This window comes from Novosphingobium sp. ES2-1 (genome assembly GCF_015169775.1).
GTDB lineage: Bacteria > Pseudomonadota > Alphaproteobacteria > Sphingomonadales > Sphingomonadaceae > Novosphingobium > Novosphingobium subterraneum.
This window is the reverse complement of the sequence record NZ_CP063446.1, coordinates 32,677-58,193: the sequence shown is the minus strand read 5'-3', so window position 1 is coordinate 58,193 and position 25,517 is coordinate 32,677. Positions and strand designations below refer to the sequence as shown.

16 protein-coding genes are annotated in these 25,517 nt (G+C 63.5%); 8 read left to right on the top strand and 8 right to left on the bottom strand.

The features are described from left to right. The first annotated feature begins 2 nt into the window (after positions 1-2). From IM701_RS15715 to IM701_RS15705, 3 genes are all read left to right on the top strand, one after another. Positions 3-1,151: an efflux RND transporter periplasmic adaptor subunit gene (locus tag IM701_RS15715; RefSeq protein ID WP_039334585.1), complete on the top strand. Its 1,149-nt coding sequence runs from the start codon at positions 3-5 to the stop codon at positions 1,149-1,151. Next, entirely contained in the window at positions 1,148-2,536 is a 1,389-nt protein-coding gene (locus IM701_RS15710; protein WP_062343502.1) for a TolC family protein, read from the top strand. The genes IM701_RS15715 and IM701_RS15710 overlap by 4 nt, the downstream gene beginning before the upstream one ends. An 80-nt stretch (positions 2,537-2,616) precedes the next feature. After that, a complete protein-coding gene (locus IM701_RS15705) occupies positions 2,617-4,833 on the top strand; it encodes a TonB-dependent receptor (RefSeq protein ID WP_193828700.1) in 2,217 nt (738 codons plus the stop codon). 55 nt (positions 4,834-4,888) lie between these two features. On the opposite strand, the gene IM701_RS15700 is transcribed toward IM701_RS15705, so the two are convergent. Then, a complete protein-coding gene (locus IM701_RS15700; RefSeq protein ID WP_230487910.1) occupies positions 4,889-6,325 on the bottom strand; it encodes an ATP-binding protein in 1,437 nt (478 codons plus the stop codon). A 130-nt stretch (positions 6,326-6,455) separates the two neighbouring features. Here IM701_RS15700 and IM701_RS15695 point away from each other — a divergent pair, with 130 nt between their 5' ends. The 3 genes from IM701_RS15695 (at position 6,456) to IM701_RS15685 (ending at position 11,145) form a co-directional block, all read left to right on the top strand. Then, a complete protein-coding gene (locus IM701_RS15695) occupies positions 6,456-8,618 on the top strand; it encodes a sensor histidine kinase (RefSeq protein ID WP_230487909.1) in 2,163 nt (720 codons plus the stop codon). Beyond that, positions 8,618-10,264, top strand: coding sequence for an EAL domain-containing response regulator (locus tag IM701_RS15690; RefSeq protein WP_193828698.1), 1,647 nt, complete (start codon positions 8,618-8,620; stop codon positions 10,262-10,264). The genes IM701_RS15695 and IM701_RS15690 overlap by 1 nt, the downstream gene beginning before the upstream one ends. 110 nt (positions 10,265-10,374) lie before the next feature. After that, positions 10,375-11,145, top strand: a complete 771-nt coding sequence (locus tag IM701_RS15685; RefSeq protein ID WP_193828697.1) for an SDR family oxidoreductase — start codon at positions 10,375-10,377, stop codon at positions 11,143-11,145. 147 nt (positions 11,146-11,292) lie between these two features. Here the strand turns inward: IM701_RS15685 and IM701_RS15680 are convergent, their stop codons facing one another. Both IM701_RS15680 and IM701_RS15675 read right to left on the bottom strand, forming a co-directional pair. Beyond that, a complete protein-coding gene (locus IM701_RS15680; protein ID WP_193828696.1) occupies positions 11,293-13,533 on the bottom strand; it encodes a TonB-dependent receptor in 2,241 nt (746 codons plus the stop codon). Between the two features lie 216 nt (positions 13,534-13,749). Beyond that, complete coding sequence (locus tag IM701_RS15675) at positions 13,750-14,436, bottom strand: GntR family transcriptional regulator (protein ID WP_193828695.1); 687 nt, start codon at positions 14,434-14,436, stop codon at positions 13,750-13,752. Positions 14,437-14,529: 93 nt separating this feature from the next. Here IM701_RS15675 and IM701_RS15670 point away from each other — a divergent pair, with 93 nt between their 5' ends. Together IM701_RS15670 and IM701_RS15665 are read left to right on the top strand one after the other, a co-directional pair. After that, positions 14,530-16,062, top strand: a complete 1,533-nt coding sequence (locus tag IM701_RS15670) for a malonyl-CoA synthase (protein WP_230487908.1) — start codon at positions 14,530-14,532, stop codon at positions 16,060-16,062. Between the two features lie 26 nt (positions 16,063-16,088). Then, positions 16,089-17,321, top strand: coding sequence for an SLC13 family permease (locus IM701_RS15665; RefSeq protein ID WP_193828694.1), 1,233 nt, complete (start codon positions 16,089-16,091; stop codon positions 17,319-17,321). 4 nt (positions 17,322-17,325) lie between these two features. On the opposite strand, the gene IM701_RS15660 is transcribed toward IM701_RS15665, so the two are convergent. The 5 genes from IM701_RS15660 to IM701_RS15640 form a co-directional block, all read right to left on the bottom strand. Then, complete coding sequence (locus IM701_RS15660; RefSeq protein WP_231735401.1) at positions 17,326-18,138, bottom strand: class III extradiol ring-cleavage dioxygenase; 813 nt, start codon at positions 18,136-18,138, stop codon at positions 17,326-17,328. Positions 18,139-18,202: 64 nt separating this feature from the next. Next, positions 18,203-19,288 (bottom strand): DUF1214 domain-containing protein, encoded by a 1,086-nt coding sequence (locus IM701_RS15655; RefSeq protein WP_193828693.1) that lies wholly within the window; start codon positions 19,286-19,288, stop codon positions 18,203-18,205. 4 nt (positions 19,289-19,292) lie between these two features. Beyond that, the gene (locus IM701_RS15650; RefSeq protein ID WP_193828692.1) at positions 19,293-20,045 is read right to left on the bottom strand and encodes an SDR family NAD(P)-dependent oxidoreductase; all 753 of its coding nucleotides are present in this window, start codon (positions 20,043-20,045) and stop codon (positions 19,293-19,295) included. Then, entirely contained in the window at positions 20,045-22,426 is a 2,382-nt protein-coding gene (locus IM701_RS15645) for a TonB-dependent receptor (protein ID WP_193828691.1), read from the bottom strand. Before IM701_RS15645 ends, IM701_RS15650 begins: the two co-directional genes overlap by 1 nt. 282 nt (positions 22,427-22,708) lie before the next feature. Next, complete coding sequence (locus tag IM701_RS15640; RefSeq protein ID WP_193828690.1) at positions 22,709-25,513, bottom strand: DUF3857 domain-containing protein; 2,805 nt, start codon at positions 25,511-25,513, stop codon at positions 22,709-22,711. Between the last annotated feature and the right edge of the window lie 4 nt (positions 25,514-25,517).

Here is a 25,517-nt window from a genome sequence, read left to right as displayed (position 1 = left end):
CCATGGCTGCCAAAACCTCTACCCACGGGCACGACCTTTCCGGCTTCGCCACGCTGTCGAGCCTGAAGGTGCCGCGCACCACCCGCACGCTCGGCCGCATGATCGCCATCGCTATCCCGCTGCTGCTGGTGCTGCTGTTCGCAGTCAAATGGGTGCAGACAGCTCCCGGCCGCGGCGATGTCATCGCGCTCAACCCCGAAGACCGCGTGCAGCAGGTAACCGCGCTCGTGCCCGGCCGCGTCGAGAAGTGGTTCGTCGTCGATGGCCAGCTGGTCAAGCAGGGCGATCCGATCGCCCGGATCATCGACAATGATCCCGACCTGCTCACCCGCCTCGCGGCAGAGCGCGAGCAGGTGGTGGCGCAGATTGAAGCCGCCCAGCAGGCGATGGCCACTGCCCGGCTCGACGTGAACCGCTCCTCGCAGCTCTACGCCGAAGGGCTTGCCGCCCGGCGCGACTACGAGGCTACGCAAATCAAGGTGGCCGAACTCAACGCCAAGCTGGCCGAGGCCCGTGCCAAGCTGAGCAAGGTCGACATCGCGCTCAACCGCCAGTCGGCGCAGCTGGTCCGCGCCCCCCGCGACGGTCGCATCCTCTCGCTCAACACCGCCGCCGGGGCCACGCTGATCAGCGCCGGCGATCTCCTCGCCACGATCGCGCCAGAGCGGCAGCAGCGCGTTGTCGAGTTGCTGGTCGATGGCCGCGATGCCGCGCTGGTGCGCAAGGGGCAGGCGGTGCGGCTGAACTTCGAAGGCTGGCCAGCCATCCAGTTCAGCGGCTGGCCCTCGGTGGCGCAGGGCATGTTCGATGGCCGCGTGCTGACGATCGACCCTTCGGCCCAGCCCAACGGCCTGTTCCGCGTGCTGGTGGAACCGATGCCCGGCAAGCCCGCCTGGCCGAACGACAACTACGTCCGCCTCGGCTCCAAGGTGCGCGGCTGGATCCAGATGGAAACGGTGACGATCGCCTACGAACTGTGGCGCCAGCTCAATGACTTCCCTCTGGAATTCCCCACCCCGGTCGATGCCGGGCCGCGCAAGGGCAATGGGCTCAAGGCCCTGTCCGACAAGGAGGAGACCAAGGGCAAGAACGACGCCAAGGGCGGAGCCTACGGCAGCGGCAGTTACGGCGAGGAAGAGGACGCGAAGTGATCGCCCGTTTCCTCGTCGCCCTGCTCGCCCTGCTCGCCTTGGGCGGCGCGGCGCGAGCGCAGGAGCTGACCCTGCGCGAGGTGCTGCAATCCTCGGCAACCCACGCGCCGCAAATCCTCGAGGCGATGGCCCGCCAGCGCCAGGCCGATGCCCGCCTGCTAACTGCCGAGGGCCAGTTCGACCTCGTCTTCAATGCCGAGGCGACGGCCCGCCCCCTGGGCTACTACAACGGATCCACCGCCGAGGTTTCGGCATACCGACCGCTGCAGAACAACGGCGGCCAGGTCTATGGCGGCTATCGCAAGTCGATCGGCGATTTCGCCTCGTACGAAGGCAAGTCCATCACCAACGAACTCGGCGAGATCAAGGCCGGCGTGCTGTTCTCGCTGCTGCGCGACCGGGTGATCGACGAACGGCGCGGCCGGCGCGAACTGGCCGGCTTCGATATCGAACTGGCCGAACTCGATCGCGATCTTGTCGCCATCGGCGTGCAGCGCCGCGCAATCGAGGCATACCAGCTGTGGGTCGCGGCGGGCCTGCGGGTGAAGATCTATCGCGAGATCTTCGAGCTCGCGCGCGAACGGCAGAGCTCGATCGAGCGCCAGATCGTCCTCGGCGCGCGGCCTTCGATCCTCGGCACCGAGAACCAGCAAAACATCGTGCGCCGCCAGGCCCTGCTCGTCCGCGCCGAACAGGACCTGCAACTGCAGGCCAACGCGCTCTCGCTGTTCCTGCGCGACGGCCTTGGCCAGCCGGTGGTCCCCTCGCCGGATCGCCTGCCCCCGCGCCAGGTTGACAACGTCACTCCCCGCCTTGTCGACCAGAGCAGCGCCATCGCCGCCCGGCCCGATCTCCAGGCGCTGCTCACCCGGATCGAGCAAACCGGCATCCGCGCCCGCCTCGCCGAGAACGAACTCAAGCCTCGGCTCGACGTCCGCGTGGAAGCATCGAAGGACTTCGGGGACGGATCGCCGGTGCGCCGTCCGACCGAGGGCATTTTTGGCCTGCGCTTCTCGGTCCCGCTCGAACAGCGCGCCGCCAAGGGACGCATTGCCGAAGTGGCGGCAGAGCAAGATGCACTGTCGCTGCGCCTGCGCCTGCTTGAAGACCAGATCGGCGTCGAGATCGCCAACTTGCGCACGCAGGTGACCGGCGCCGAAAAGCTGGCCGGGCTCGCCACCGCCGAAGCTGCCCTCGCCCGCAAGATGGCCGAGGCCGAGCGTCGCCGCTTCTCGCTGGGCGCCAGCGACTTCCTCGTTGTCAACCTTCGCGAGGAAGCGCTGGCCGATGCCACGATCCGCGAGATCGACGCCAATTACCGCCACGCCGCCTCGCAGGCGGAACTCGTCGCCGCGCTGGCCGACCGCGAGCAACTTGGACTCTAAGCAGAATTGCTGATGGCGTTCCTCCAAAGGTATAAACCACACGCGGTCTAGTTCGGGGCACCCTTCCCCGGAGCTTGCGAATGTCCGTCCTCGCCGCTGGCCTTTCTGCCGGCCTTGCTATCCTCCCCGCGCCAGCCGCCGATGTGCCCGCCGAAGCCGAATCGCAGGACGAGATCGTCGTCACCGCGCAGAAGCGATCGGAAAAGGCGAGCGACGTGCCGCTATCGCTCTCCGTGCTCGGCGGCGAGAACCTGGAAGCCGCGCGCTTCGCCCAGGCTGACGACCTCGCCGCACGCATCCCCAACCTGCGCTTCAGCGCGACGGTAGGCGAGAACACCCCGATCTTTGCGCTGCGGGGCGTATCGATGTCGGACTTCAGCCTCAACCAGGCCGGACCCGTCGCCGCCTATTATGACGAGGTCTACAAAGGCAACTTCGCGTTCCTCGGTCTGGCCCTCTTCGATCTCTCACGCGTCGAGGTGCTGCGCGGGCCGCAGGGCACGCTCTATGGCAAGAACACCACCGGCGGCGCGATCAACTACGTTTCGGCCCGCCCGGTCTTTGCCAGCGAAGGCTACCTCAGGCTGGGCGCGGGCAACTACAATCGCCTCGAGGCGCAGGGCGCGCTGAACATGGCTCTCGGCCCGACCCTTGCTGCTCGCGTGGCCTTTACCGCCGCCCGCGCCGATGGCTGGTTCCGCAACCGGCTTCCCGGACAGCCGGACCTGTCCTCCACCCGCGAATACGGCATTCGCGGTTCGCTGCTGTGGCAACCGTCCGACAGCGCCGAGCTGATGCTGCGCCTCTCGACCAGCCTGCAGCGCCCGCAGAACTACGGCAACTATTCCAGGCCGCGCCCCGATGGCGTCGGCAACGGCGCTTACGAGGCCTACGGCCAGGGCAGCAGCTACTTCCGCGAAGGACGGGGAATTCGCGAACTTGAGGCGAACTTCACCGCCCGCCGGCTCGCCCGCACCTGGTCGGCCGCGCTCACCGGCACCTTCAAGCTCAGCGATTCCCTCACCCTGATCTCCGTCACCGGCTGGGACAAGGGCAGCCTCTATGTCCCCGAGGACACCGACGGCAGCCCGCGCCAAGTGCTCGAAATCCCCTACACCGATCGCGGCACCCAGTTCGGACAGGAACTGCGCCTCGCATGGGAGGGCGATGGCCCGCTGAGCGTCATCGTTGGCGCCCATCACCACCGCGAGGATCTGTTCAACGCGACCGACCTCAACTTCTGGACCGATCTTGACGTCGACGGCAACGGCCGCGTCGATGTGGACGACTGCACCGCCAATGCCAGCCTGTTCGCTTGCGTCATCTCCAATCGCTTCGATCAGGACAAGCGCAGCTGGGCCCTGTTCGGCGACGCCCGGTTGAAGCTCGGCGGCGGCACCACCCTACGCGGGGGCCTGCGCTTCACACATGACACAGGCCTGCAGGCCGGGCTGACCTCGGAAATCCGGGGCGTTGACGGTGTCCTCGTCGCCACGCCGATCGCACCGCTCGACCGCCGCTTTTCCGGCAACAACCTCTCCGGCAAGCTCGCGCTCGATCACAAGCTCGACGATGGCACGCTGCTCTTCGCCAGCTACAGCCGCGGCTACCGCGCCAGCGGGTTCAACGCCCAAGCCTTCTTCGATCCGTCCGAAGCGGGCGTCGCCAAGCCCGAAATTCTCGACGCCTTCGAAGCGGGAGCCAAGGCGCGGCTGGGCGGCATGGTCTCGGTATCGCTCACCGGCTTCTGGTACGATTACCGCAACCAGCAGTTCCTTTCGGTCAACCCGGTCGACGCGACGCAGACGCTGGTCAACCTCGATCGCTCGCGCATCTATGGCGCGGAACTTGAACTCGACGCGCGGCCCCTGCCCACCCTGTCGCTCAACGCCGGGCTCGGCCTGCTCCATGCACGGGCGACGCGCGGGGTGATCAGCGGCCTCGACGTGCGCGGCCACCGCCTGTCCAACGCCCCTGCCCTCACCGCCAATGCCGCGATCGACTGGACCGCTTGGGAAGCCGGCAACGCCCGCCTCGCCCTCCGCGCGGATGCGTCTTATGTGTCCTCGCAATACTTCGAGATCGTCAACATCCCCCGCCTGCGCCAAGGCGGCTACGCCCTGCTCGGCGCCGGGATCGACTACGTTCGTGGCGACTGGACCGTGTCGCTGTGGGGCCGCAACCTCACCGACAAGATCTACTTCACTTCGCGCATAGACCTCTCAGGCTTCGGCTTCGACTACAACCACGTCGGCACGCCGAGGACGTGGGGCGCGAGCGTGAAGCGAGCGTTCTGATCGTGTTGGGGGACTAGCGCGGGGCCGACAGAAGAAGTGGCGGTGCGGCTACTGCCTAACCTTTGGCCGGCACCGGAAACGCCAGCGTGAACGTCGAGCCCTTGCCTTCGGTAGTCTTTACCGAGATTCGGCCGCCGTGGAGTTCCATGTAGAACCGCGCCGCGTGCAGACCCACGCCGCTGCCCTTGAAGCGGCGGGCGTTGCTCGAGCGGAAGAAGCGGTTGAAGAGCTTTGATAGCTCATCGGAGGGAATTCCGATCCCCTCGTCCGTCACCGAGACCATCACCTCGCCGTTGCGGGCAAAGCAGCGCACGCGGACCGGCTGTTCCTCGGGCGAATACTTGATGGCATTGCCGATCAGGTTGTCGAGCACGCGCAGCACCAGAACCTGGTCGAGCATCAGGTCGGGCACATCGTCCAGTTCGGCTACGAACGGGCGATGCGGATGTACCGAGCGCTGGGCGAGGAGCGCGCGTTCCACCATCGGTCTGATGTTCGCCCGCTCAGGCTGGAAATCGACGCGGCCGTCCTCGATCGAGGCCCAGCCCAAGGTACGATCCACCGCCTCGGTCATGCGGCGCGCGGTGTCGCGGATCGTCTCGGCGCGTTCGGCGATCACGCTGCCGGGTTCCGCCAGACGGGCGATGCGACGGGCCGAACCGTCGATCACGCTCAGCGGCGTGCGGAAATCGTGGCTGGTCACCGACAGGAACTGGCGCTGCGTCTCGGCAATCGTGCGTTCGCGCGCCAGCGCCTTGTGCAGGCGGCGCTCGGCCCGGTAGGCCCGGGTCACGTCGGCCTGGCTGACCATGAGCGAAAGCCTGCCCGTCACCGGATCGGTCAGGCGGCGGAGCGTGACCTCGTGCATGCGGAAGGACGGACCTGCCATGCGCAGGGTCGCTTCCGCACTGCCGCTTTCGAGCGCCCGCGCACGCAGGGCAATCGCCTCGTCGGGATGGGCGAACAGCGTCGCGAAGTTGTCCAGTCCCGGCAGGTTGGTGCCGTGCAGCCGGTTGATCAGCGCTTCGGCCGCAGGGTTGTGCATCAGCCACTGCCCGCCCTCGCTCAGTAGCGAGATCATCAGCGCCGATTGCCGCACCGCCTCGATCGCACGCGTCTCGAACGAGCTGTCCGCAACCTGCATCGGCGCATCGGCAGCATCGACCAGCAGCGCCATGCGCCCGTCCTCGAGCGCCACGCCATGAAGGCGGCAGTCACGCTGGAAGGGCTGGCCCTGTGGATAGAAGGTCCACCGCTCACTGCGCACTTCGCCCCTCGCCAGCGCATGGCGCAGGTTCTCCAGCCGCTCGGCCGTGCCCAAGGCAGTGGGGTTCAGGTCCCGTGCACAGAGCGCCTCGAGGCTTTCAGCCCGCCAGAAGCGCAAGCCGGCGGGATTGGCCCAGATCATGCGCACATGATCGAAATCGTAGATCCACACCGCACGGTCGACCAGCGCGAGCAGGCGCAGCGCATCGCCATGGCCAGGTGGCAAGTCCGCCGCCTGCGCAGAATTCTGCCCTTCCGGCCTGTGTCTGTGCGCGCGCATATGGGATTCTGCTTAGAGCCGACAATCTAAATTTAGTATTTCCAGGGGTATACGGCAGGTCAGCAAGGAACAACGGGTGTTCGCAGGACTCGCACGAAAAGGTCAAGGCAGGCAAACCACGCTGGCCCGCTGGCTCGGCGCGTCCTATCTGCGTACCGCCGTCATACCGCTTTGCCTGATCGAACTGGGCTTTCTGTTGAGCTACTGGGCGATGGGGAACTTCACGTATCAGCAGAATGTCGCGACGGTAACGGCGGTCTCGGAGAAGTACCTGACGGACATTGCCGCGCGTGAATCGGCAAACATCACCGCCACTCTCGGTGGTGTCGAAGGCATGACGCGCCTTCTTGGCGCGGAAGCTGGCGAAGCGCTGGCTACGCCCTACGATCCGCCCCCAGAGGAAAAGGCACGGTATCACATCGGTTCGGACAGGGTATTTCACACAACACGAGGGCGCCCCGACGATGCTGCCGCATTCTACAGCGGCTATCATCCCGTCGGCGCGGATGAGATCGAAAAAGTCTGGCGCTCCACGCGGCTCGATCACACCATGCGCCACATCAAGGCTGCATCGCCGCTGGTGCGGCAGGTCTATCTCAATACCTGGGACAGCTACAATCGCATCTACCCGTACTTCGACGTGCTGAGCCAGTACGCGCCGAAAATGAACATCCCCACGTACAACTTCTACTACGAAGCGGATTCGCAGCATAACCCGCAACGCAAGGTGGTCTGGACCGATGCTTATGTCGATCCGGCAGGTTCGGGCTGGATGGTCTCGTCGATTGCGCCGGTATACAGCGAGAAGCGGCTGGAGGGCGTCGTGGGGATCGACATGACGCTGGATACCGTGGTCAGCCGCATCCTCTCGCTCAACCTGCCCTGGCAGGGCTACGCGATGCTGGTGGGGCGAGACGGAACCATCCTCGCCCTGCCGCCGGCAGGCGAAAAGGATCTTGGGCTGACCGAACTCAAGGACCACAAGTACGCCGATGCGATACGGTCCGATACGTTCAAGCCGGACCAGTTCAACATCACCCGCCGCCCCGAACTGAAGGCACTTGCGCAGGCGGTCGGCAGTGGCTCCTCCAGGATAAGCCACGTCATGCTGGGCGGCCGCGACATGCTGGCCACGAATGCCAGGGTTGCTGGTCCTGGCTGGACGCTGGTGGTGCTGGCACCCGCTTCGCAGATCCTGGCTGACGCGAATTCGCTGCACGATCAACTGGTCACTGTCGGCGTGATCATGCTGCTGATCCTGCTTGCCTTCTACGTGGTGTTCTTCGCCTTCCTCGTCTGGCGCGCGCGGGTGATGAGCCGACGCCTTGCCCGGCCCTTGCGCGAAGTGGAGCAGCTCATGGACCGGATCGGTGCAGGCGAATACAACCAGACCGCGCCAAAGTTCGGCGTGAGCGAAGTCGACAACCTTTCAGGCCGTTTGGTGGAAATGGGCCAGAAGCTTGGCGAAGCGCATCAACGGATCGTGGCCCAGGAAGCCGAAGTGCGTCGTTCGTATGATACCGAACGCCGCATCACCACGGGCCAGAGGCGGTTCATCAACATCCTCAGCCACGAATTCCGCACGCCGCTCACCGTGATCGATAGCAGCGGCCAGATCCTGAAGCGGCGGGCGTCACGGCTTACGGAAGACACCGTCGTGGAACGGTCCGACATGATCCGCCGCGCCGTTTCGCGCATCCGTGACGTGATGGAAAGCGCGCTGCAACTGGTACGCATGGAAGAAGGGCAGACGACGTGTCGCCCTGCAGCGGTTGCTCTGGGCAGTATTCTGCGCGAAGCGGTTGCCTCGACAGGCAGTGAGCGCGCCATTGAAATTCGCATCAACGACGACGTCGAGCGCACGGCCCTGTTTGTCGATCGCCAGCTGATCCACTCCGCGCTCGTCGCTATCCTCGAAAACGCCTGCCGATTCTCGCCGAGAGACGGCAAGGTGTGGATCGAAACGCAGATCGAAGAAGGGCGTTGCATCATATCGGTGCATGACCAGGGCCCCGGCATACCGGCTGAGGAGCTCCCACTGGTGCGCGAGCGCTTTTATCGCGGGTCGAACAGCACGGCCGTTCCCGGCGCCGGCACGGGCCTCTATCTTGCCAACAGCCTGATTGACGCCAACGGCGGGCTGCTCGACATCCAGTCGACGCCTGGACAAGGGACAGTGGTGAGCTCCAGTCTGCCACTGGCGACGGTCACGACGACCGAATTCTGGGAGGCGGCGTGATGAGTGCATTCTCACCCAAGGACTTCCGTGTTCTCTGTGTCGAGGACGAGCCAGAGATCCTGCGCGACATTGCAGAGGAACTGGCCGACCACGGATTCCAGATCGACAAGGCGGAGAACGCCGAGGCTGCGCTTGCCCGGATGGACGAAGCATTGCCCGATCTCGTGCTCTGCGACGTGCAGATGCCTGGGATGAACGGCATCGAGCTTCTTGAAACCCTGAGGGCGCGCCGCAATGCGCAGTCGCTTGTTCCGTTCGTGTTTCTGACCGCGTTCAATGATCGCACGACAATGATTTCGGGTCGGCGTGCAGGGGCAGATGACTATCTGGTCAAGCCAGTCGATTATGACCTGTTGATCGCCACGGTCGAAAGCCACCTGCAGAATGCCGCCCAGCGCCACGCCGCAGCGCGGGAGGAACCGGACCCGGACGGACGTGCGACTTTCCTGGCCCGACTTTCCCGCGCCAGACCGGGCGAAGCGGTGGCAGTGGTGAAGATCGACAGCCAGCCCGAGTTGGCAAGCAGGTTCGAAGGACAAGGCGAAGGCCGGATCCAGACCTTGATCGACAGGATGGCGAGGCGGGCCGGTCTTGAAGTGTTCAAAGTGCACGGCCATGCCTGGGCGGTGATCGGCAACAGCCTCGCTGTTCTGGAGCAAGCCTTGCAGCCGCTGGTCGAACTCAAGGTTCGCGACAGCAAGCCTTTGACCTGGGTGCGGTCGCGTCTTTCCCTTTCGGCGGTGACGGCCGAGATCGGCATGGCAAAGTGCGGGGAACCCCTGCTTGAACGTCTGATGGAAGCCGCGCGACTTCTGCGGCGCGAGGGTGGTGGGCGACTGCTCCAGCTCGAAGGGGCGGCCATGTCCGACATGCGTCTGGCCAGTTCGATCCGTGCCGAGCTGATATCGGCGTTGCAACAGGGCCAGCTGCACGTCTGCTATCAGCCCAAGGTCTGCGCGGAGAGCGGACGTCCCTTGTCGGCCGAAGTGCTGGTCCGCTGGGAAAGCCCGTTGCTCGGGCATCTCTCTCCGGCAACATTCATACCCGTGGTCGAACGCGCGGGTCTGCTTTCGCATCTGACCGACTGGGTCCTGCGCGAAGCAGCGGTCGCGCAACTGGCTCTGGTGAAGAAGGGCCTCCCCCCTCGCCTGGCGGTCAATATTGGTGCATCCGAATTCACCCCCGATCTGCCCGCCAGGATTTCGCGGATCTTTGCCGATTATGGTGCGAGCGAGCATTTGCTTGAGGTGGAAGTGACCGAAACGTCGGTCATTACCGATACGCGACAGGCCGATTCCATCGTGAAGGCTCTGCATGCCCGCGGCATCGCCGTTGCTCTGGACGATTTCGGCACTGGTTACTCCTCGCTCGCCCACCTGCAGGCCTGCACCGTGGACACCATCAAGATCGACCGCAGCTTCGTCCAGCGCGTGGCGGAGTCTGGCCCCGACCAGAAGATCGTGCTGGGCATCATCGGTCTGGCCAAGATGCTGGGGTCGGAAACGGTGGCCGAAGGTGTCGAATTGGAGTCACAGCGGCGCTGGCTGGCAGAGAACGACTGCAATACGCTGCAGGGTTTCGTCATCTCGAAACCCCTCCGTTTCGACGAGTATTGCCAGCTGTTGCAAGCGTGGCCATCCTCCTGATGCGACGGATGCTGGCTGAAGCCGGTTGATCCGGGAAACCGCCGCCCATCTCATGCAGTTCTCTTGCGAGCGTCCGGCATTCTGTCGGAGCTGCTGACGCGGAGAATTTCATGTCTGGCCAAATTGCCCTCGATCTCGACGATGCGCACACCGAGCAACCGAGCCTTGATGGCAAGCGGGTGGTCGTTACCGGAGGTACAACGGGAATTGGCCGCGCGATCGCCGTGCTTCTGGCCAGCGAAGGAGCATCCGTATTCATCTGCGGCCGCGACGAGCAGCATCTTGCCGATGCGCTTGAGCGGATCAACAACGTCGGGAAGGGCGATGGCGTTGCGGTCGACCTGGCACGGCCTGAGGACATGCGCCGGTTCTGGAGTGCTGCCGACGCAGCATTGGGCGGTGCGATCGATGTTGCAATCATCAACGCTGCAGTTCCCGCGCAGACCCCGATGGACGTCAACGAAGGGGAACTGCGCTATCAGTTGGAAACCGATTTGGTCGCCTATGTGGTTGCATCGCGGGAAGCGGCGCGGCGGATGGGCAACGGTGGCGACATCGTGTTGATCGGGTCGATGTCGGCAGTCTCTCGCGGCAAGGGCAGCTCGGTCTATGTCGCGGCAAAGTCTGGCGTCCAGGGCTTTGCCGCCGCATTCCGGGAAGAAATGGCACCCAAGGACATCAAGGTCGGCCTGATCGAACCGGGGCTGACCGGCGCCGACTTCCAGTATCCGGAGTACTCTGACGAGGATCAGCGCAATGCCATCAATGCCCAGAAGATGCTTCGTGCAGAAGACATTGCGGTTGCTACGCACTTCATGCTGACCCAGCCTCGCCGCACAGCTGTCTCGCTAATTCAGGTGGAACCCCGCGTGGAAAGCTGAGCCGAAGATCCACAGGGAATTATCAGGCGGGGGCTTCCGGAAACTTATCGTTCCGAGATTCTGGAATGCGAACGGGCGAGGCCAGATAGCCCCGCCCGCCCGTTTGCCGACTTGCCCTCATGCCAGTCGGCGAGGGAGTTTCTCCCGTCAGAACTTGACGCCGGCACGGACACCATAGGTGCGCGGATCGGCGAAAGTGACAGCACCGAACAGCCCGGTGCTTGCTCCGGTTACCACGAGGTTGTTCTCGAGGTTTTCGGCAAATGCGGCGAAGTAGAAGCGATCCTCCGGCGCTCTGTAAGTCACCGAGACGTCGGTCTTCGTCGCTGCCGGCTGGTAGAAGTAGGCAAAGTTGGCGAGGTCGGTCACTTCGTAACGGCTGCGGGCCGCAGTCTGTGCGTCGAACACGATGCGCCCTTCGCCCACCGGCAGGACATAGTTCGCCCCGGCAACCCAGCTCCACTTCGGGCTGCGATTCAGCGCACGACCGGCGAAATTCACCGAGCGGCGTACATTCGGCGTGACCGAAGTATCGTTGTAGGCAGGAGCATATTCGTCATATCGGGCATCGAGCCAGTTCAGCGCCAGCCTGACCGTCAAGCGATCCGAAGGCTGGATCTGGGCATCAAGCTCCACGCCATCAACCTTCGCCTTCGCAGCGTTGGTCGTAACCTGGCAAGGCCCACCGCAAATGTCGGACAGCTGCGAAAGCTGCAGGCCTGCATAGTCATAGTGGAAGATCGTGCCGTTGAGGCGGAATGCCGGGCTGAAGCGGAACTTGAAGCCTGCTTCATAGGCGGTAAGGGTTTCGGGATCATAGTAAAGCGCTTCTGCGGGCAATGCGCAGTTGGCACCCTTGCCGATCTCGCAGCCATCGTTGAAGCCACCTGCCTTGTAACCGGTGGAGACCGACGCGAAGATCAGGCCGAGCGACATGTCGTAATCGACCCCCGCCCGCCAGGTCACGCGGCTGAAGGTGCGCTTGGCATCGTTGTTCTGGTTGATCTGGCGGCGGATGAAGTTGCCGATGCTATAGGATGTGCCGATGCTGTCGTAGTAATCGACCACCGTGTTGCCGACGCGCGATTTGAGGTCGTGCGAGTAGCGGACGCCGCCCGTGATCTTCAGGTCAGGGACAATTTCATAGGTTGCCTGCCCGAAGACCGACTTGTTCTCGGCAATTGTCGGGTCCTGCGGGAAGCCGAAGCGCGTGTTGGCGCCCAGCAGGTTGTTCAGGAAGAAGGCAATGCCTGACTTTTCCTTGAAGTAGTATCCGCCGATCTGCGCCTGCAGCGGGCCATCACCACCATAAGCGAGACGGACTTCCTGCGAGGTTTGCCAGTACTTGCCCGCAAAGTCCGCCGAGAACGCTCCATTGGCGGCGTTGCTGAATTCCTTGCGTTCCGATTCACGGTATGACCCGAGATAGGTCAGCGTGACATTGCCCAACGTATAGTTGAGCTCGCCCATCACGCCCTTTTCCTCGTTGTTGCGGAAGGCCTGCTGCGCCTGCGTGCGGCTCAACGTGCGGGCGACATCGGGATCGGCGCCCAGATAGGTTGGCGCGCTGAAGTTCTGGCGACCGCCGCTCGTGATGTTGCTATAGAACTGCGTGGTGGGAACACCGTTGGTGGGGTTGCCCTTCACCTTGCTGTAATCACCGACAAGCAGAAGGCTGAGGTCCGGGGTCGGCTTGAACAGTGCTGACAGGCGGACAGACTTGTTGTCCTTGAACTTGTTGAGCGTCACGCCATCGTTCGGTGCGCCATCGATCAGATAGCTGTCACGCTGGTCGATGTTCGCGGCAACGCGGAAGGCAATCGTTTCGCCAGCCGGGACGTTGATGACGGCAGTACCATTCAGCGCGTTGAAATTGCCGTAGGAAACATCGGCGCGTGCGCCAAATTCGAACTTGGGCTGAACCGTGAGGATGTTGACCACGCCGGCCGTCGAGTTGCGGCCATAGAGCGTGCCCTGCGGGCCGCGCAGCACTTCTACGCGCTCGATGTCGAAAAACGAGACTTCCTGAGCCTGCGGACGCGCCAGATAGACGCCGTTGACCATGAAGGCCGCCGAAGGATCGCCCTTTTCGGTACCGTCGGTGCTGGTCACGCCGCGAATGGTGATCTGCAGGCCGTTGCCGCGCACGATAGACAGGTTGGGAACGCTTTCCTCAAGCTGCGTCGGGTTGGTGATGCCCGAGGCGATCAGATCGTCACCGCCGACGGCCGTCATTGCAATCGGGGTCTTGGACAGCAGCGACGAAGTGCGGTTTGCCGTGACGACGATGTCGCCATCTGTCGGCGCCTCGCTCGCATCCTGGGCGTAGGCAGACGTAGCCGCCAGAGACAGTGCCGATGCCAAGCACGCGAACTGCAGTTTTCTCATCGTAATCCTCCCTTTTGAAACCTGCACCCTTATCGACAGCGCTGTCAGCAGAGGGGGCGCCAGGGCTCACATATCGCCCCTGTGGCTTGGTTCTGGCATCCCTCTCAGCCGCTGCAATGTATGCGCGCGGTCGTTATGCCTCTTGCCTTGCATACTTGTTTTGACAGCGCAAGCCAAAATTGTTGCCAGTTCCCACTGGCCTTGTTGAGGGTATCGTCAGCCTTGCACGTCGGGACTGGTGAAAAGGCGAGCGTATCCTTCGAGCGCGTTCGAAGCGTTGAACATGTGCGCACGCATCAGTTTGGCCGCGTCTTCCCCATCGCCACGCATTACGGCCTCGACCAGTTCGCCGTGTTCGTTGCGCGACCGCGCGGGTCGTCCACCCTGTCGCAACTGCGCTCTGCGAAAGGCGGCCATGCGCTCACGAAGGAGCTTTGCCTGTTCCACGATGAAGGTGTTGTGGGTTCCCTCATAAATCGCATCGTGGAACCGCCAGTTCAGTCGGTCGTACTCCTCCACATCGCCATTCTCCACCAAAATGGCCGATTCTTCGTGGATTTTCCTCAGCGCGCTCCGTTCGAGAGGGGTCATTCGCCACGCCGCCAGGCGCACGCACAGCGCTTCGATTTCCGCTGAGAGTTCGAACATCTCGAACACCCGCTCTGCCGTCATCGCGGCCACGACCGCACCGCGCCGCGGTCGCATTTCGACCAGTCCCTCCGCGGCCAATTGCCGCAAGGCTTCGCGAACCGGCGTGCGCGAGGCGCCGAACCGGTCGCCCAGTTGCTGCTCGTCCAGCTGGGTGCCGGGCGCCAGAATGCCGCTGGTAATTTCGTCCGCAAGCGCGAGGCGGATGCGCTCCGAACGCAGCATCCCGCCGGCGTGGTCATTTTCCGAAATCATGTTGATGCATGCCCGATAGTGTGATTATGGAATTCTTGCATACACACACTCCGGAAACAACCTGTTCCCGAGTCCTGCTCAAGGACCTGCCAATTGCCTTACGGTGCGCCGCACGACATCCTCAGCCTGTTTCTGGGCCATTGCGAATCTCAACCAGATGCACCCTTCCTGATCGGTCCGGATGGAGCAGAGCTGAGTTACCGTAGCGCCGCAGTTCGCGCTGCCCAGATCGCCCATGCATTTCGCGCCAATGGCGTGATGCCGGGCGACCGTGTGGCTGTCCAGGTCGAGAAATCGCAGGTAGCGTTGCTCACCTGGCTGGCCGCGCTGCTGTCGGGCGCTGTCTACCTCCCGCTCAACACTGCGTATACGATAGGCGAATTGCGCTACTTCCTTGGTGATGCGCGCCCCGCCCTCGTTCTGTGCCGCACCACTGATGAGGCGGCCATGTCGGACTTGTGCAGCGAGCTTGGCCTGCCTGCGCTGCTGACGCTCGACGCAGAAGGCACCGGCGGAACGCTCGTCGCAGCCGCGGCAGGCCAGCCCGAAGCCTTCCCGCGCCACATTCCGCAGCCGGACGACCTCGCTGCGATCCTTTACACCTCCGGCACAACCGGGCGCAGCAAGGGAGCAATGCTGAGCCATGCGAACCTGGCCTCGAATGCGCTGACCCTGCTCGATTATTGGCGCTTCACCAGCGCCGACCGGTTGCTTCATGCCCTGCCGATCTTTCACACGCACGGCTTGTTCGTGGCAACCAACGTCACGATCGCGGCGGGCTCGGCGATGATCTTCCTGCCGCGGTTCGATGCTGATGAACTTGTCAGGCTGATGCCGCAGGCAAGCGTGTTGATGGGGGTGCCGACCTTCTATTCGCGGTTATTGGGCCATGCCGGTTTCACTCGCGAGCTTGTCAGCCATATGCGCCTCTTCATTTCAGGTTCGGCGCCCCTCTCGGCGGAGGTCCACAAGGATTTTGCCGCTCTCACCGGGCAAGCGATCCTCGAACGCTATGGCATGACCGAAACCAACATGAACACTTCCAATCCCTATGATGGCAAGCGCAAGCCGGGCAGCGTAGGATTCCCGCTCCCGGGCGTGATCTTGCGCATTGCCCAGCCCGAAAGCGGAGTCGAAATGCCCCAAGGCGAGATTGGCGTGATCGAGGTCAAAGGACCCAACGTGTTTCGCGGTTACTGGCAGATGCCTGAGAAGACTGCCGAGGAATTCCGCGACGATGGCTTCTTCATCACCGGCGACCTGGGCTACATCGACCCGCAAGGCTATGTGCATATCGTCGGCCGTGCCAAGGATCTGATCATCGCCGGGGGCTTCAACATCTATCCGGCCGAAGTCGAAGCCGTGCTCGACGAGATCCCCGGCATTGCCGAAAGCGCGGTGATCGGCGTGCCCCACGCCGACATGGGCGAGGCCGTCGTTGCCGTGGTGAAGGCGACCGACCCGACGCTCGATGCCGATAGGGTCATTGCCGCTCTGGCTGACAGGTTGGCCCGCTTCAAGCAGCCGCGCGCGGTCGTTTTCGTTGATGAATTGCCGCGCAACACCATGGGCAAGGTGCAGAAGGCACTGCTAAGACAGGAATATGCCGCACTCTTCGCCAGCTAGGGCAACGTGCGGGAGGGGAATGAGAGATGTTGATCCTGTCGATCGCGATTCTGGTCGTGATCTTCGTGGCGGCAGTGTGGTTGCCGGTAAACATGGGGCTGATCGGCTTCGCAGCAGCTTTGGCGCTTGGCGTATTCGGCGCAGGACTGCCGGTGAAGGAGGTTCTGGCAGGCTTTCCTGCCGACCTGTTCCTGACCCTGCTCGGCATCACCTATCTGTTCGGGATTGCCAGCAGGAATGGCGCGATAGACTGGCTGGTGGCGCGCGCGGCGGGGCTGCTGGGCAGTCATACGGCGCTTTTGCCGCTGCTTGTCTTCCTCGTCGCCGGCGTGCTGACGGCGCTTGGCGCTGTCGGGCCTGCTGCGGTCGCCATCGTCGCCCCGATTGCCATGCGCTTTTCGCGCAGCCACGGCTTTTCGCCATTGATGATGGGCCTGCTCGTCGTCCACGGCGCCCAGGCAGGAAGCTTCTCGCCCATTTCGATCTACGGCGGCATCACCGCCAAGGTCCTCACCGGCAGCGGCATCGAGCCTGATGCGCAATACCTGTTCATCGCCAGCGCGGCCTTCAATGCCGCAATCGCCCTCATGGTCTGGCTGTTCTATGCCCGGCGCGAGGCGGTGGCAGGCACGAACCACGAAGGCCATGTTGAAGTGCCGGTGCTCGACCGCGATGGGGCGTGGACGCTTGCCGGCCTGCTAGCCCTCGCCGCCGGCGCGCTGCTGTTCAAGGTCGAGATCGGGTTCATGGCACTCATGGTGATCCTCGCGCTCGCAATGGTTGCGCCGCGTACGCAGCAGGGTGCGCTCAAGCAGGTTGACTGGTCCACCATCCTGCTCATCTCAGGCATCGTCATCTACGTGACCCTGCTCGACAGAATCGGCACGCTCGATGCAATCAGCGCACTGATCGGGCAGGTCGGATCGGCCAGTCTCGCAGTTCTTCTGCTATGCTATCTTGCCGGCGTCGTCTCGGCCTTTGCTTCGTCGACGGCGCTGCTAGGGGTCATCATCCCGTTAAGCCTGCCCGTTCTCGCTGGCGGTCACATCGCCGTCATGCCGGTCGTCGCGGCGATATGCATTGCCAACACCATCGTCGATACCTCACCGTTTTCCACCAACGGCGCACTGATCGTCGGCAATGCGCCCGAAGACGAACGCCCTGCCATGCTGCGCAAGCTGCTGCTTTATGCCGCAATCATCGTTGGCATCGGGCCGATGCTGGCATGGGCCGCCTTTGTCGGATTGCCCGGCCTTTGATCGTCTAGCCGAACCGGAAGCTGGTCACGGCAAGGCCGCCGAAGAAATCGTCCTGGTGAAACTGGACGCTGCATGGATCTGCTCCGGCAGCTCCGGCGATGACATGCAAGGGCAGCAGGTGCTCGGGCCGCGGATGCGCCTGCATGGCCGCAGGCCCATCCATCCACCGCTCGAGCGCGATCGCACGCTGATCGCCATCGACCCCGGAAAGTCTGTCGCGCAACCAGCGGTCGAAGGCATGCGACGCCGCCTGTCCCTTCACCCCGAAATTGCGCAGATTGTGATACGACAGTCCCGAGCCCAATACGAGCACGCCCTCCTCGCGTAGCGGCGCAAGGAGGCGGCCCATGGCGATGTGTTCGGCGGCGTCGAAACTGGTCAGCACTGAAAGCTGGACAACTGGAATGTCCGCCTCGGGCCGGATCGGCTGCATCATCGAGAAGGTGCCGTGATCGAAGCCGCGCTTCGCGTCCCCGCGACAGTCCATGCCCCCGGCGCGTAGCAACTGGCTGACTCGACCGGCTAGCTCCGGACTCCCGGGAGCGGGATAGCGTATGCGATAGGTGTGTTCTGGGAAGCCATAGTAATCATAAAGCATCGGTGGCGCCGCGTTGGTCGAAACGTGCGGCACCGCCTCTTCCCAGTGTGCCGAAACCACGAGGATGGCCTTGGGCATGGCCCCCAAGGATGGGATGACAGCCTGCAGCGAACCTTCAAGCTGGTCGTATGCCCGGCGCATCGGGCCGTCCATCCATGGCCACGGGCCGCCGCCATGGTTGAGGAAGAACGTCGGAAGGCGGTCTGCAGTCTGGGTCAATTGTCATTCCCGGCGGTGTATTCAGTGGCCGAGATGGCACCTGCTGGGGCGCCCGACAAGATCGTCAGAGCTTCACCACCCGCATCCTCGGTACCACGTTCTCGGCTGCGTTGAACCAGCGCCACAGGCCTGTGCCGGAACGATGCCCGGCAAGATCGACCCAGTTGCCGAACCCCGGATCAGCATCGGCACAAACCACGATCACGCTGCCGTCCGGTTCCAGCCTGGCCATCGAATTGTTGAGCCACACCTTCTGGTGAACGTGGTCGAGCGATTCCATCCACCAGTTGTCGATCTGGACGTTCCACATGCGGCAGTCCGGCACCGGGGTTTCGATCACCAGCGCCTCGCCCGGCTGGAGGTCGAAGTAGAAGTGGCCGTACCAGATATTGGGATCGCCGCCCGCCTTCCAGAAAATCTCCTGCGGCGCATCGTAGAACTGGTTGGGATGCGCCTTGAACCATTCGGACCAGTTGGCGAAGGTATTGGCCGTGCCCCGCGCCCATGCGGCAGAGGCCATGAGTTGCTGTTCGATCAATGCGGGCGTGAGCAGCGCGGGCGCTGTCGGTCCATCACTGATCCGTTCCACCTTGATGTCGGCAGGGGTCTGCGTCTGCTTGTCGTCAAAGGTCTGGCGCACGATCAGCAAGGTGGTGTCGTCTGCCATCGGCAGCCAGTTGCCCGGCTGCGGATCGCGGCTGACCACGATCTCGAAGGTGCCGTCAGGCCCGAACTCCATCTGCGCGAATTCGATCTCGCCAGTCGAAGCCATCGTCCCGTCGATGGCATAGCGGTTGGCCTTGCTGCCGATCGAGAAGTAGGGGACCGTATTGCGCTTGCCGGTGATGCGATAGGTACGATCGCCCCGCACTACGCACTGCTGGTAGAGGTTGTCGGGGTTGTCGGCGCCGATCTTGATCTTGTCGTCGCACAACAGGAACAGGCGCGGAAAATCCGGGTCCGCGCTGTCGACCAGCATGTTGAGCGCGGTGCGCGCCAGACGGCTGAGATACCGCAGACCCTCGGCCTGATCGAGTGCGCTGGTCGGGCTCGATGGGCGTGCCAGAACCTCCCCCGCCTCGGCCAGTTCGCTGCAGAACCGGCGCCAGACGTGGCTGAGGTTGCTGGCTTCGGCGGAAAGGTCTGTCATGCTGTCATCCTGCCAGTTGTCCGCCGTCGACGGTAAACAGCGATCCGGTGATCTTGCGCGCCTTGTCGCTGGCGAGGAAGGCGAACATTTCCGCGATGTCTTCTGGCGCGCACGAACCGTCGAGCAACTTGGGCGCGTTGCGCATCATCAGCGCCCAGTCCACGCCCTCGGGCGGAGGGGTGTTCTCCGTCATCGGCGTGATCACATGGCCGGGGCAGACCGCATTGATGCGAACACCTGCGGCAGCATATTCGATGGCCAGCCCCTTGGTGATCGCCGCCACCGCGTGCTTCGAGGCCGAATAGGCAGCGTTGTAGGGCTGGCCCTGCAGCGCGGCGGTGGACGCGGTGTTGACAATATTGCCCTTGCTCTTGAGCAGATGTGGCATCGCCGCCTGGCAGATCACGAAGACGCTCGTCGCGTTGACGTGCATGAGCAGGTCGAAATCCTCTGCCGCAAAAGTCTCGGAACGCCCCCACTTCAGCAAGCCAGCGATGTTGCAGACGATGTCGAGCCCTTCGCGCGCGGCGGTGTCCACCAGCGCGCGGCACGAGGCATAGTCGGTGGCGTCGTAGGCCTGCACCACCGGCGCCGTGCCCGAAGCGGCGGCGATCATCGCGGCCGTTTCCTCAAGCCCCGCAAGATTGCGATCACCGATGGTCAGCGACGCGCCCTCGGCAGCGAAGCGGATAGCGGTGGCGCGGCCGATGCCCGATGCCGCACCGGTTACCAGCGCCTTTTTCCCTGCGAACAGCATTAGAACTTCACGCCCAGCGTGAGGCCGTAAGTGCGCGGATCGGGGAAATACCCGACCGTCAGGCCGCCAAAGCCCGGGCCAAAGTCGATGAAGTTGGAAGGATCGCGCTCCTTGGTCAGGTTCTTGACCCACAGCGCCAATTCAGCCTTCGCCCCGCCCAGCGGCACTTCGGAAACTGCGGCGCGCAGGTTCACGATGGTGCGGCCCCTGGACTTGGTGTTGTTGGCGTTCTGGTCCGACGGGTTGGTCGTGCGCAATGCATATGGGAAGGTGTAGTAGCTGGAGACGTAGTTGATATCGCCGTTCACGTTGAAGCGGCCCCAGTCACCCTGCGCCACGCGCAGGTCGACGCCCGCTGCCGCCGTGGTCTTGGGTGTGTGCGGGAAGGCACGGTTGTCGGCGACGTTGGTGTCGACGCCGTTCACCGCCTCGATATAGCTCTTGTACTTGGGGTCGAGGAAGGCGAGCGAGCCGTTGATCGTCAGCACATCGACCGGACGGATCACCGTCTCGATTTCCAAGCCGCGGATGCGCGCGGCAGCTGCGTTCTTGACGACCGAGGCTGCCGCACCGTTGGCGGTGAAGACCGAAAGCTGGATGTCCTTGTGCTCGTCCCAGAAGCCGGCGACGTTGAAGATCACCTTGCCATCGGCCAGCTTGGTCTTGATGCCGACTTCGTAGCTGTCGACCGTTTCCGGGCGATAGGGGTTGCACAGCTCGATTGCCCCGGTCGGGCAAGACGCGGTGGGCGCGCGGAAATCGTTCGTTTCGCCGTTGAAACCACCAGACTTGAAGCCCTGCGCGAAGCGGGCATAGAGGTTGATGTTGTCGTTCGCCTGGTAAGCCAGCGTGATCGCAGGATTGAAGCGGTTGAAGGTCGCATCGGGCACGCCGCCGTAGGGTATGTTCGCCACAACGAAGGGCGCGAAGATGCCATTGGCCGCATCGAAGTTCACCCGCAGGAAGCGGCGCACGTCCTTCTTCTCGTGCGTGTAGCGTCCACCCAGCGTCAGCTTCAGGGCATCGGTGATGTCGTAATCGACCTGCGCGAACACGGCGAATGCTTCCGTGTTCGAACCGTAGTCGGACTGGTAGGACGCACCGCCGCCGAAGAAGCTTTGCGGCCCGAGCGTTTCGGCCTTTTCCTTGTAATAGAACACGCCCGCCACATACTTGAGCCTGTCGCTCATCGCCTGGCCGGAAACCTGCAGTTCCTGGCTCCAGCTGTGGAAACTGGTGTCGCGCTGGGTCAGCGCCACCGGAAGCGGCGAACCGTCAAGGTCGAGCGAGTCCGCCCACTTGAGGTTGCGGTAAGCGGTGATCGACTTGACCGTGGCGCCGCCGAGATCGAGCGCCAGGGTCAGTGCATGACCATACGTGCGCGAACGTTCGTAAAGCGGGTTGGCGTCGAGCGATGCGGTCGATTGGCGGTCGGCCCGGTCATAAAGGTTGAGCGGGAAGAAAGCGCCGCCGAAGGCGTAGCCGGGCGAATTGGGGTCGAAGATGTCTTCGGGGTTGCCATTTCGGTTCACCCGCACAAGTTGCGCATAGTCCGGGCGCTGATCGAACTTCGAATAGTCGAACATGTAGTCGGCGGTGAAGTTGCTGCCTTCAGGCTTGAAGCGCAGCTGGACCATGCCGCTCTTGCCGTCGAGGTCATTGGTGCGACCGGTGCGCGCAGGGCCTGCGGCTACCGCTTGGGGATAGGGATTGGGCGTCAGCCTGATGAAGCCGTCACGCTTCTGGATCTGGCCCGAAAGCTTGAGCGAGAAGGGCCCCATCGCCGGAAGATCGACCACGGCGCGCCCCTTCCAGTAATTGTAGTTCCCATAAGTCAGCTCGCCCTTCACGCCCAGTTCGCCGCTCGGCGCCTTGGGCACGAGATTGACGGCACCGGCCAGCGCGTTGCGGCCATAAAGCGTGCCCTGCGGACCGCGCAGGATTTCAACGCGCTCCAGGTCGGCCACGTCGAAGATCGAACCCTGCGCCTTGGCAATGTAGACGCCGCCCAGGTAAAGGCCGACGGCAGGTTCCCAGGTCACGGCCGGGTTGATCGTCACCGATCCGCGGATGGCGATCTGCGAAATCGTCTTGTTCGATGGCGCACGTTCGAACTTCACGTTCGGCGCGATCGAGCCGAGGCTGTCGATCGAGGTGATCCCGCGCGTCTCGAGGAACTGGCTGCTCACCGCCGAGATGGCGATCGGCACGTTCTGGATGTTTTCGGCCCGCTTCTGCGCAGTGACGACGATCTCGCCGATACCCGAGGTATTTTCGGCAGCAGTGTCTTGCGCGGAATCCTGCGGCAAATCTTGCGCGAATGCCGGTGCTGCAACAAAGGCGAGCGAGCTCAATGCCGTAGCGGCGAGCAGTTTCCTCACGATGTCCTCTCCCTCTCCAGGATACTTTCCGATGCGCTTTCGCGCAATCAATTCGGACTTAAGCTACGCATATGCAGCTAGGATGGCAACTGGAAACTCTGTATTTCGGCAAAATGCGTCGCACTCGCTGGTGAGTGTTGCGCAAAGCACGCATTTTTGCAGTTCACGGCTTGCCCTACGTGCACGCGCGGTGACGCGCAGCAGCACTGCCGCTTTTCAAGGAGAAACGTAGGGAGGACTGCGCCTTGCCGGCATGACGCGGCACGGGGACAGGCTTGCGCGTTACTTCAAGCCGTAGCGCGCGTAATCCTGCACCAAACCCGGCGCGACCTTGCGAAAGTAGGCAAGATCGGCCTTCGCATCCGGCTTGCCCATGGCGTTGCCGATCCAGGCCCTCAGATAAAGCGACGCGAGTTGGGACGGCGAGATCTTCAGAGCAGCTTCGACGTCGGCCAACGCGTTTTGCAGGTTGCCTTGCGCCAACCAGGCCAGTGCCCGGCTGTCCAGCACGGCGGCAGCATTGGAAGCCCGTTCGACCGCCTGGTTGCAAGCCTTGATCATACCGTCGGAATCCACCCGGAAACGTGCCCGATACCAGCAAGCAGCATTGAGCAGCGACGTGTCTCCGGGCTTCTCCTCAATCAGCCCGTCGATCTCCTTCAGACCGTCTACCCCCTTCCCTGCGAAAGCCAGAATGTCCGCACGGGTCAGGACGACGCCGGTGTGTTCGTCGCCCATGTCGTCGTATTCGGTGAGCAGGGCCAGCGCCTCGTCAGTCTTGCCTTCGCGGCCGAGGGCACCAGCCAGTGAGATGGCGTTGGAGACCGATGGCGCCAGCTTCAACGCCTCACGATGATCCGCGATCGCATCGGCCCAACGACCCATCTGCCGCTTGGTGAAGGCGCGCCTGCCGTAGGTCCAGGCATCGGGCGCCATAGCGATTACCTTGTCCCAGTCGGCCAGCGCCCCATCCAGATCTTGCACGGATTCCCGCAGATCGGCACGGCGCGCCAAGGGATCGCTCTGCGCATCGCCGGTTTCCCGCGCCAGCGCCTTTTCGTAGGCTGCCTCGATCGGCGCGATGCGCGCCTTCAGCGCTGGCTGCTGATAGCGCCATGCGCGGGCTGCGGTCACAGGGGCAACAAGGAATGGCACCGTGTTGCGCAGGCGCAGCGCCTTTGCCTTTTCCACGGGTATCTCCGAAGCGGGCAGTTCACCGCCAAGCGAGGCGCGCTCTTCGCTGATGGTGAAGCGCTGACCTTCGAGCGCCCCCTTCCGGGTCACGGTCGTTCCAGCGAAAGTTGCCTCGTATTCGGCCCTTCCGCCCAACTTGAAACCCGGCTCGTCAGCCGGGAGCAGAACTTCGATCTCCTCTCGCACTCGCTCCGCGCGGCCAAGGTTGACGGGGATCGCCTTCCAGTTTGCCCGGCTGCGATCGTGGTCGAAGGAGGCGCTGGCACTGCCCAGGCCGCGCATGTCCATGCGCTTGGTGCCATCGCGGTCCAGAAACAGGGAAATGACCATGCCTTCGATGGTAACGGTGGCCGTCCCGGTCTCGCTGTCGAACGCGGTTGTCCCGCCAGTGATGATGCCGCCGTCGTCGGTCAGGTCCTTGAAGATCGAGTCCGCCAGGGATTTGATCATCTGCTTCTTCTGTTCTTCGCTGGCCTGCCCGAACGCGGCACCAAGGTTGCTGCCCAGCATCCCTGAAAAAGTCGAAGTCGCCGAGATCAAGGCCGGCATCTCGACCCCGGCGCGCTGATCGATCGTGATCTTCACGGAGGCCATCGGTGCCTGGGGCACGCGCGGTTCCATCGCCACGAGCGTTGCGCCTTCAGCCCGGATCGGCAGCGCATGACGGAACGGAGGGACATCGGCCAGCGTCTGCAGCCGCGTGCCGGTTGCAGTACCGTCGAGCCAATAGGTCGTCCCTGCGATCTCGGCGCGCACGATGACATGGTCGAACGCTGCGGGCATCGGCAGCGATTCCGGCACGGCATCGCCCGTCTGGCTATTGACGGCAACGACCTCTGCCTTGATCCCCAAGGCTTCAAGCAAGGAGAGCAGAAGCAGGGATTTCGCCTTGCAATCGCCGTAGCGCGAGGTCCAGGTCAGCGAAGGGGCTTGCGGCACGTAGTTCCCGCCGGCCATGCCGTTCAGCAGATAGCTGACCTGATCCTGTACCAACCGTGTGGCCAGAGCTGCGCGGGTCAGCGGGTCCGCGCTCTGCTTCTCGATCTTGGCGACTTCTGCTGCCAGCGGGCTGCCTGGCGCAATCGCGTCCTTCGTCGAATAAAGCGGTGCGAACACCCGCGAGACTTCTTCCCAGCTGCCGAACGTGGTGGCTTCCAGCGTGGGCGGCAGGGTAAAGCGCGATGGCACGCCTTGCGGCATCTCCTCTCGCTTTGCCAGTGGCAGCGCCACGTTCACGGTGTGCCAGCCGTCCTTGACACTTTCGGTCGGGCTGCCGGCCGACGGGCCCGCCTGCCACTTTACCGCGAGGCCTTCGGGCCAGGAAACGCTGGTGCGTGCAAAGCCTGCCTCGAGCGGCAGGGTCAAGAGACCGCTGTCGATCTGCACTTTCCCCTGCAACGCCTTGTCGCGCATGGTCTGGCTATAGGCAATCCGCACCACATCGCCGACCTGCAGCCCGGGAATGGCGAGAGTGGCGGTCAACATGCCGTCGATCTGGCGCTGCTCCAGCCCTCGCTCCCGTCGCAACACCTGATAGCGCGCGCCGCCCTTGAGCACGTCGATCACCTTGCCCGCGCGGAGAATCTCGACGCGATGAACTGTCAGATCGCCCTTGTCGGGCATCCACACCGCTGAACTCGTGCCGCTCTGTGTCAGCGATTCCGGGCTCCCCAGCTTGAAGGCCTGATCGACATAGACTCGCAGCGTCTCGCCTTCGATACGCTGCTGCACGTCGAGCAGGGCGATCGGGGTATTCGCCGCGGTGTCGATCTTTGCAGCATCGCGCACTTCGGCCCATTTCGGCGCTGGGCCGTAAAGGACGGTCTCTCCGGCAAGTGCCGGTGCAGTAGTGGCAAGAAGACCGACAACGAACAGCGCGAATCTATTGCGCACGCAA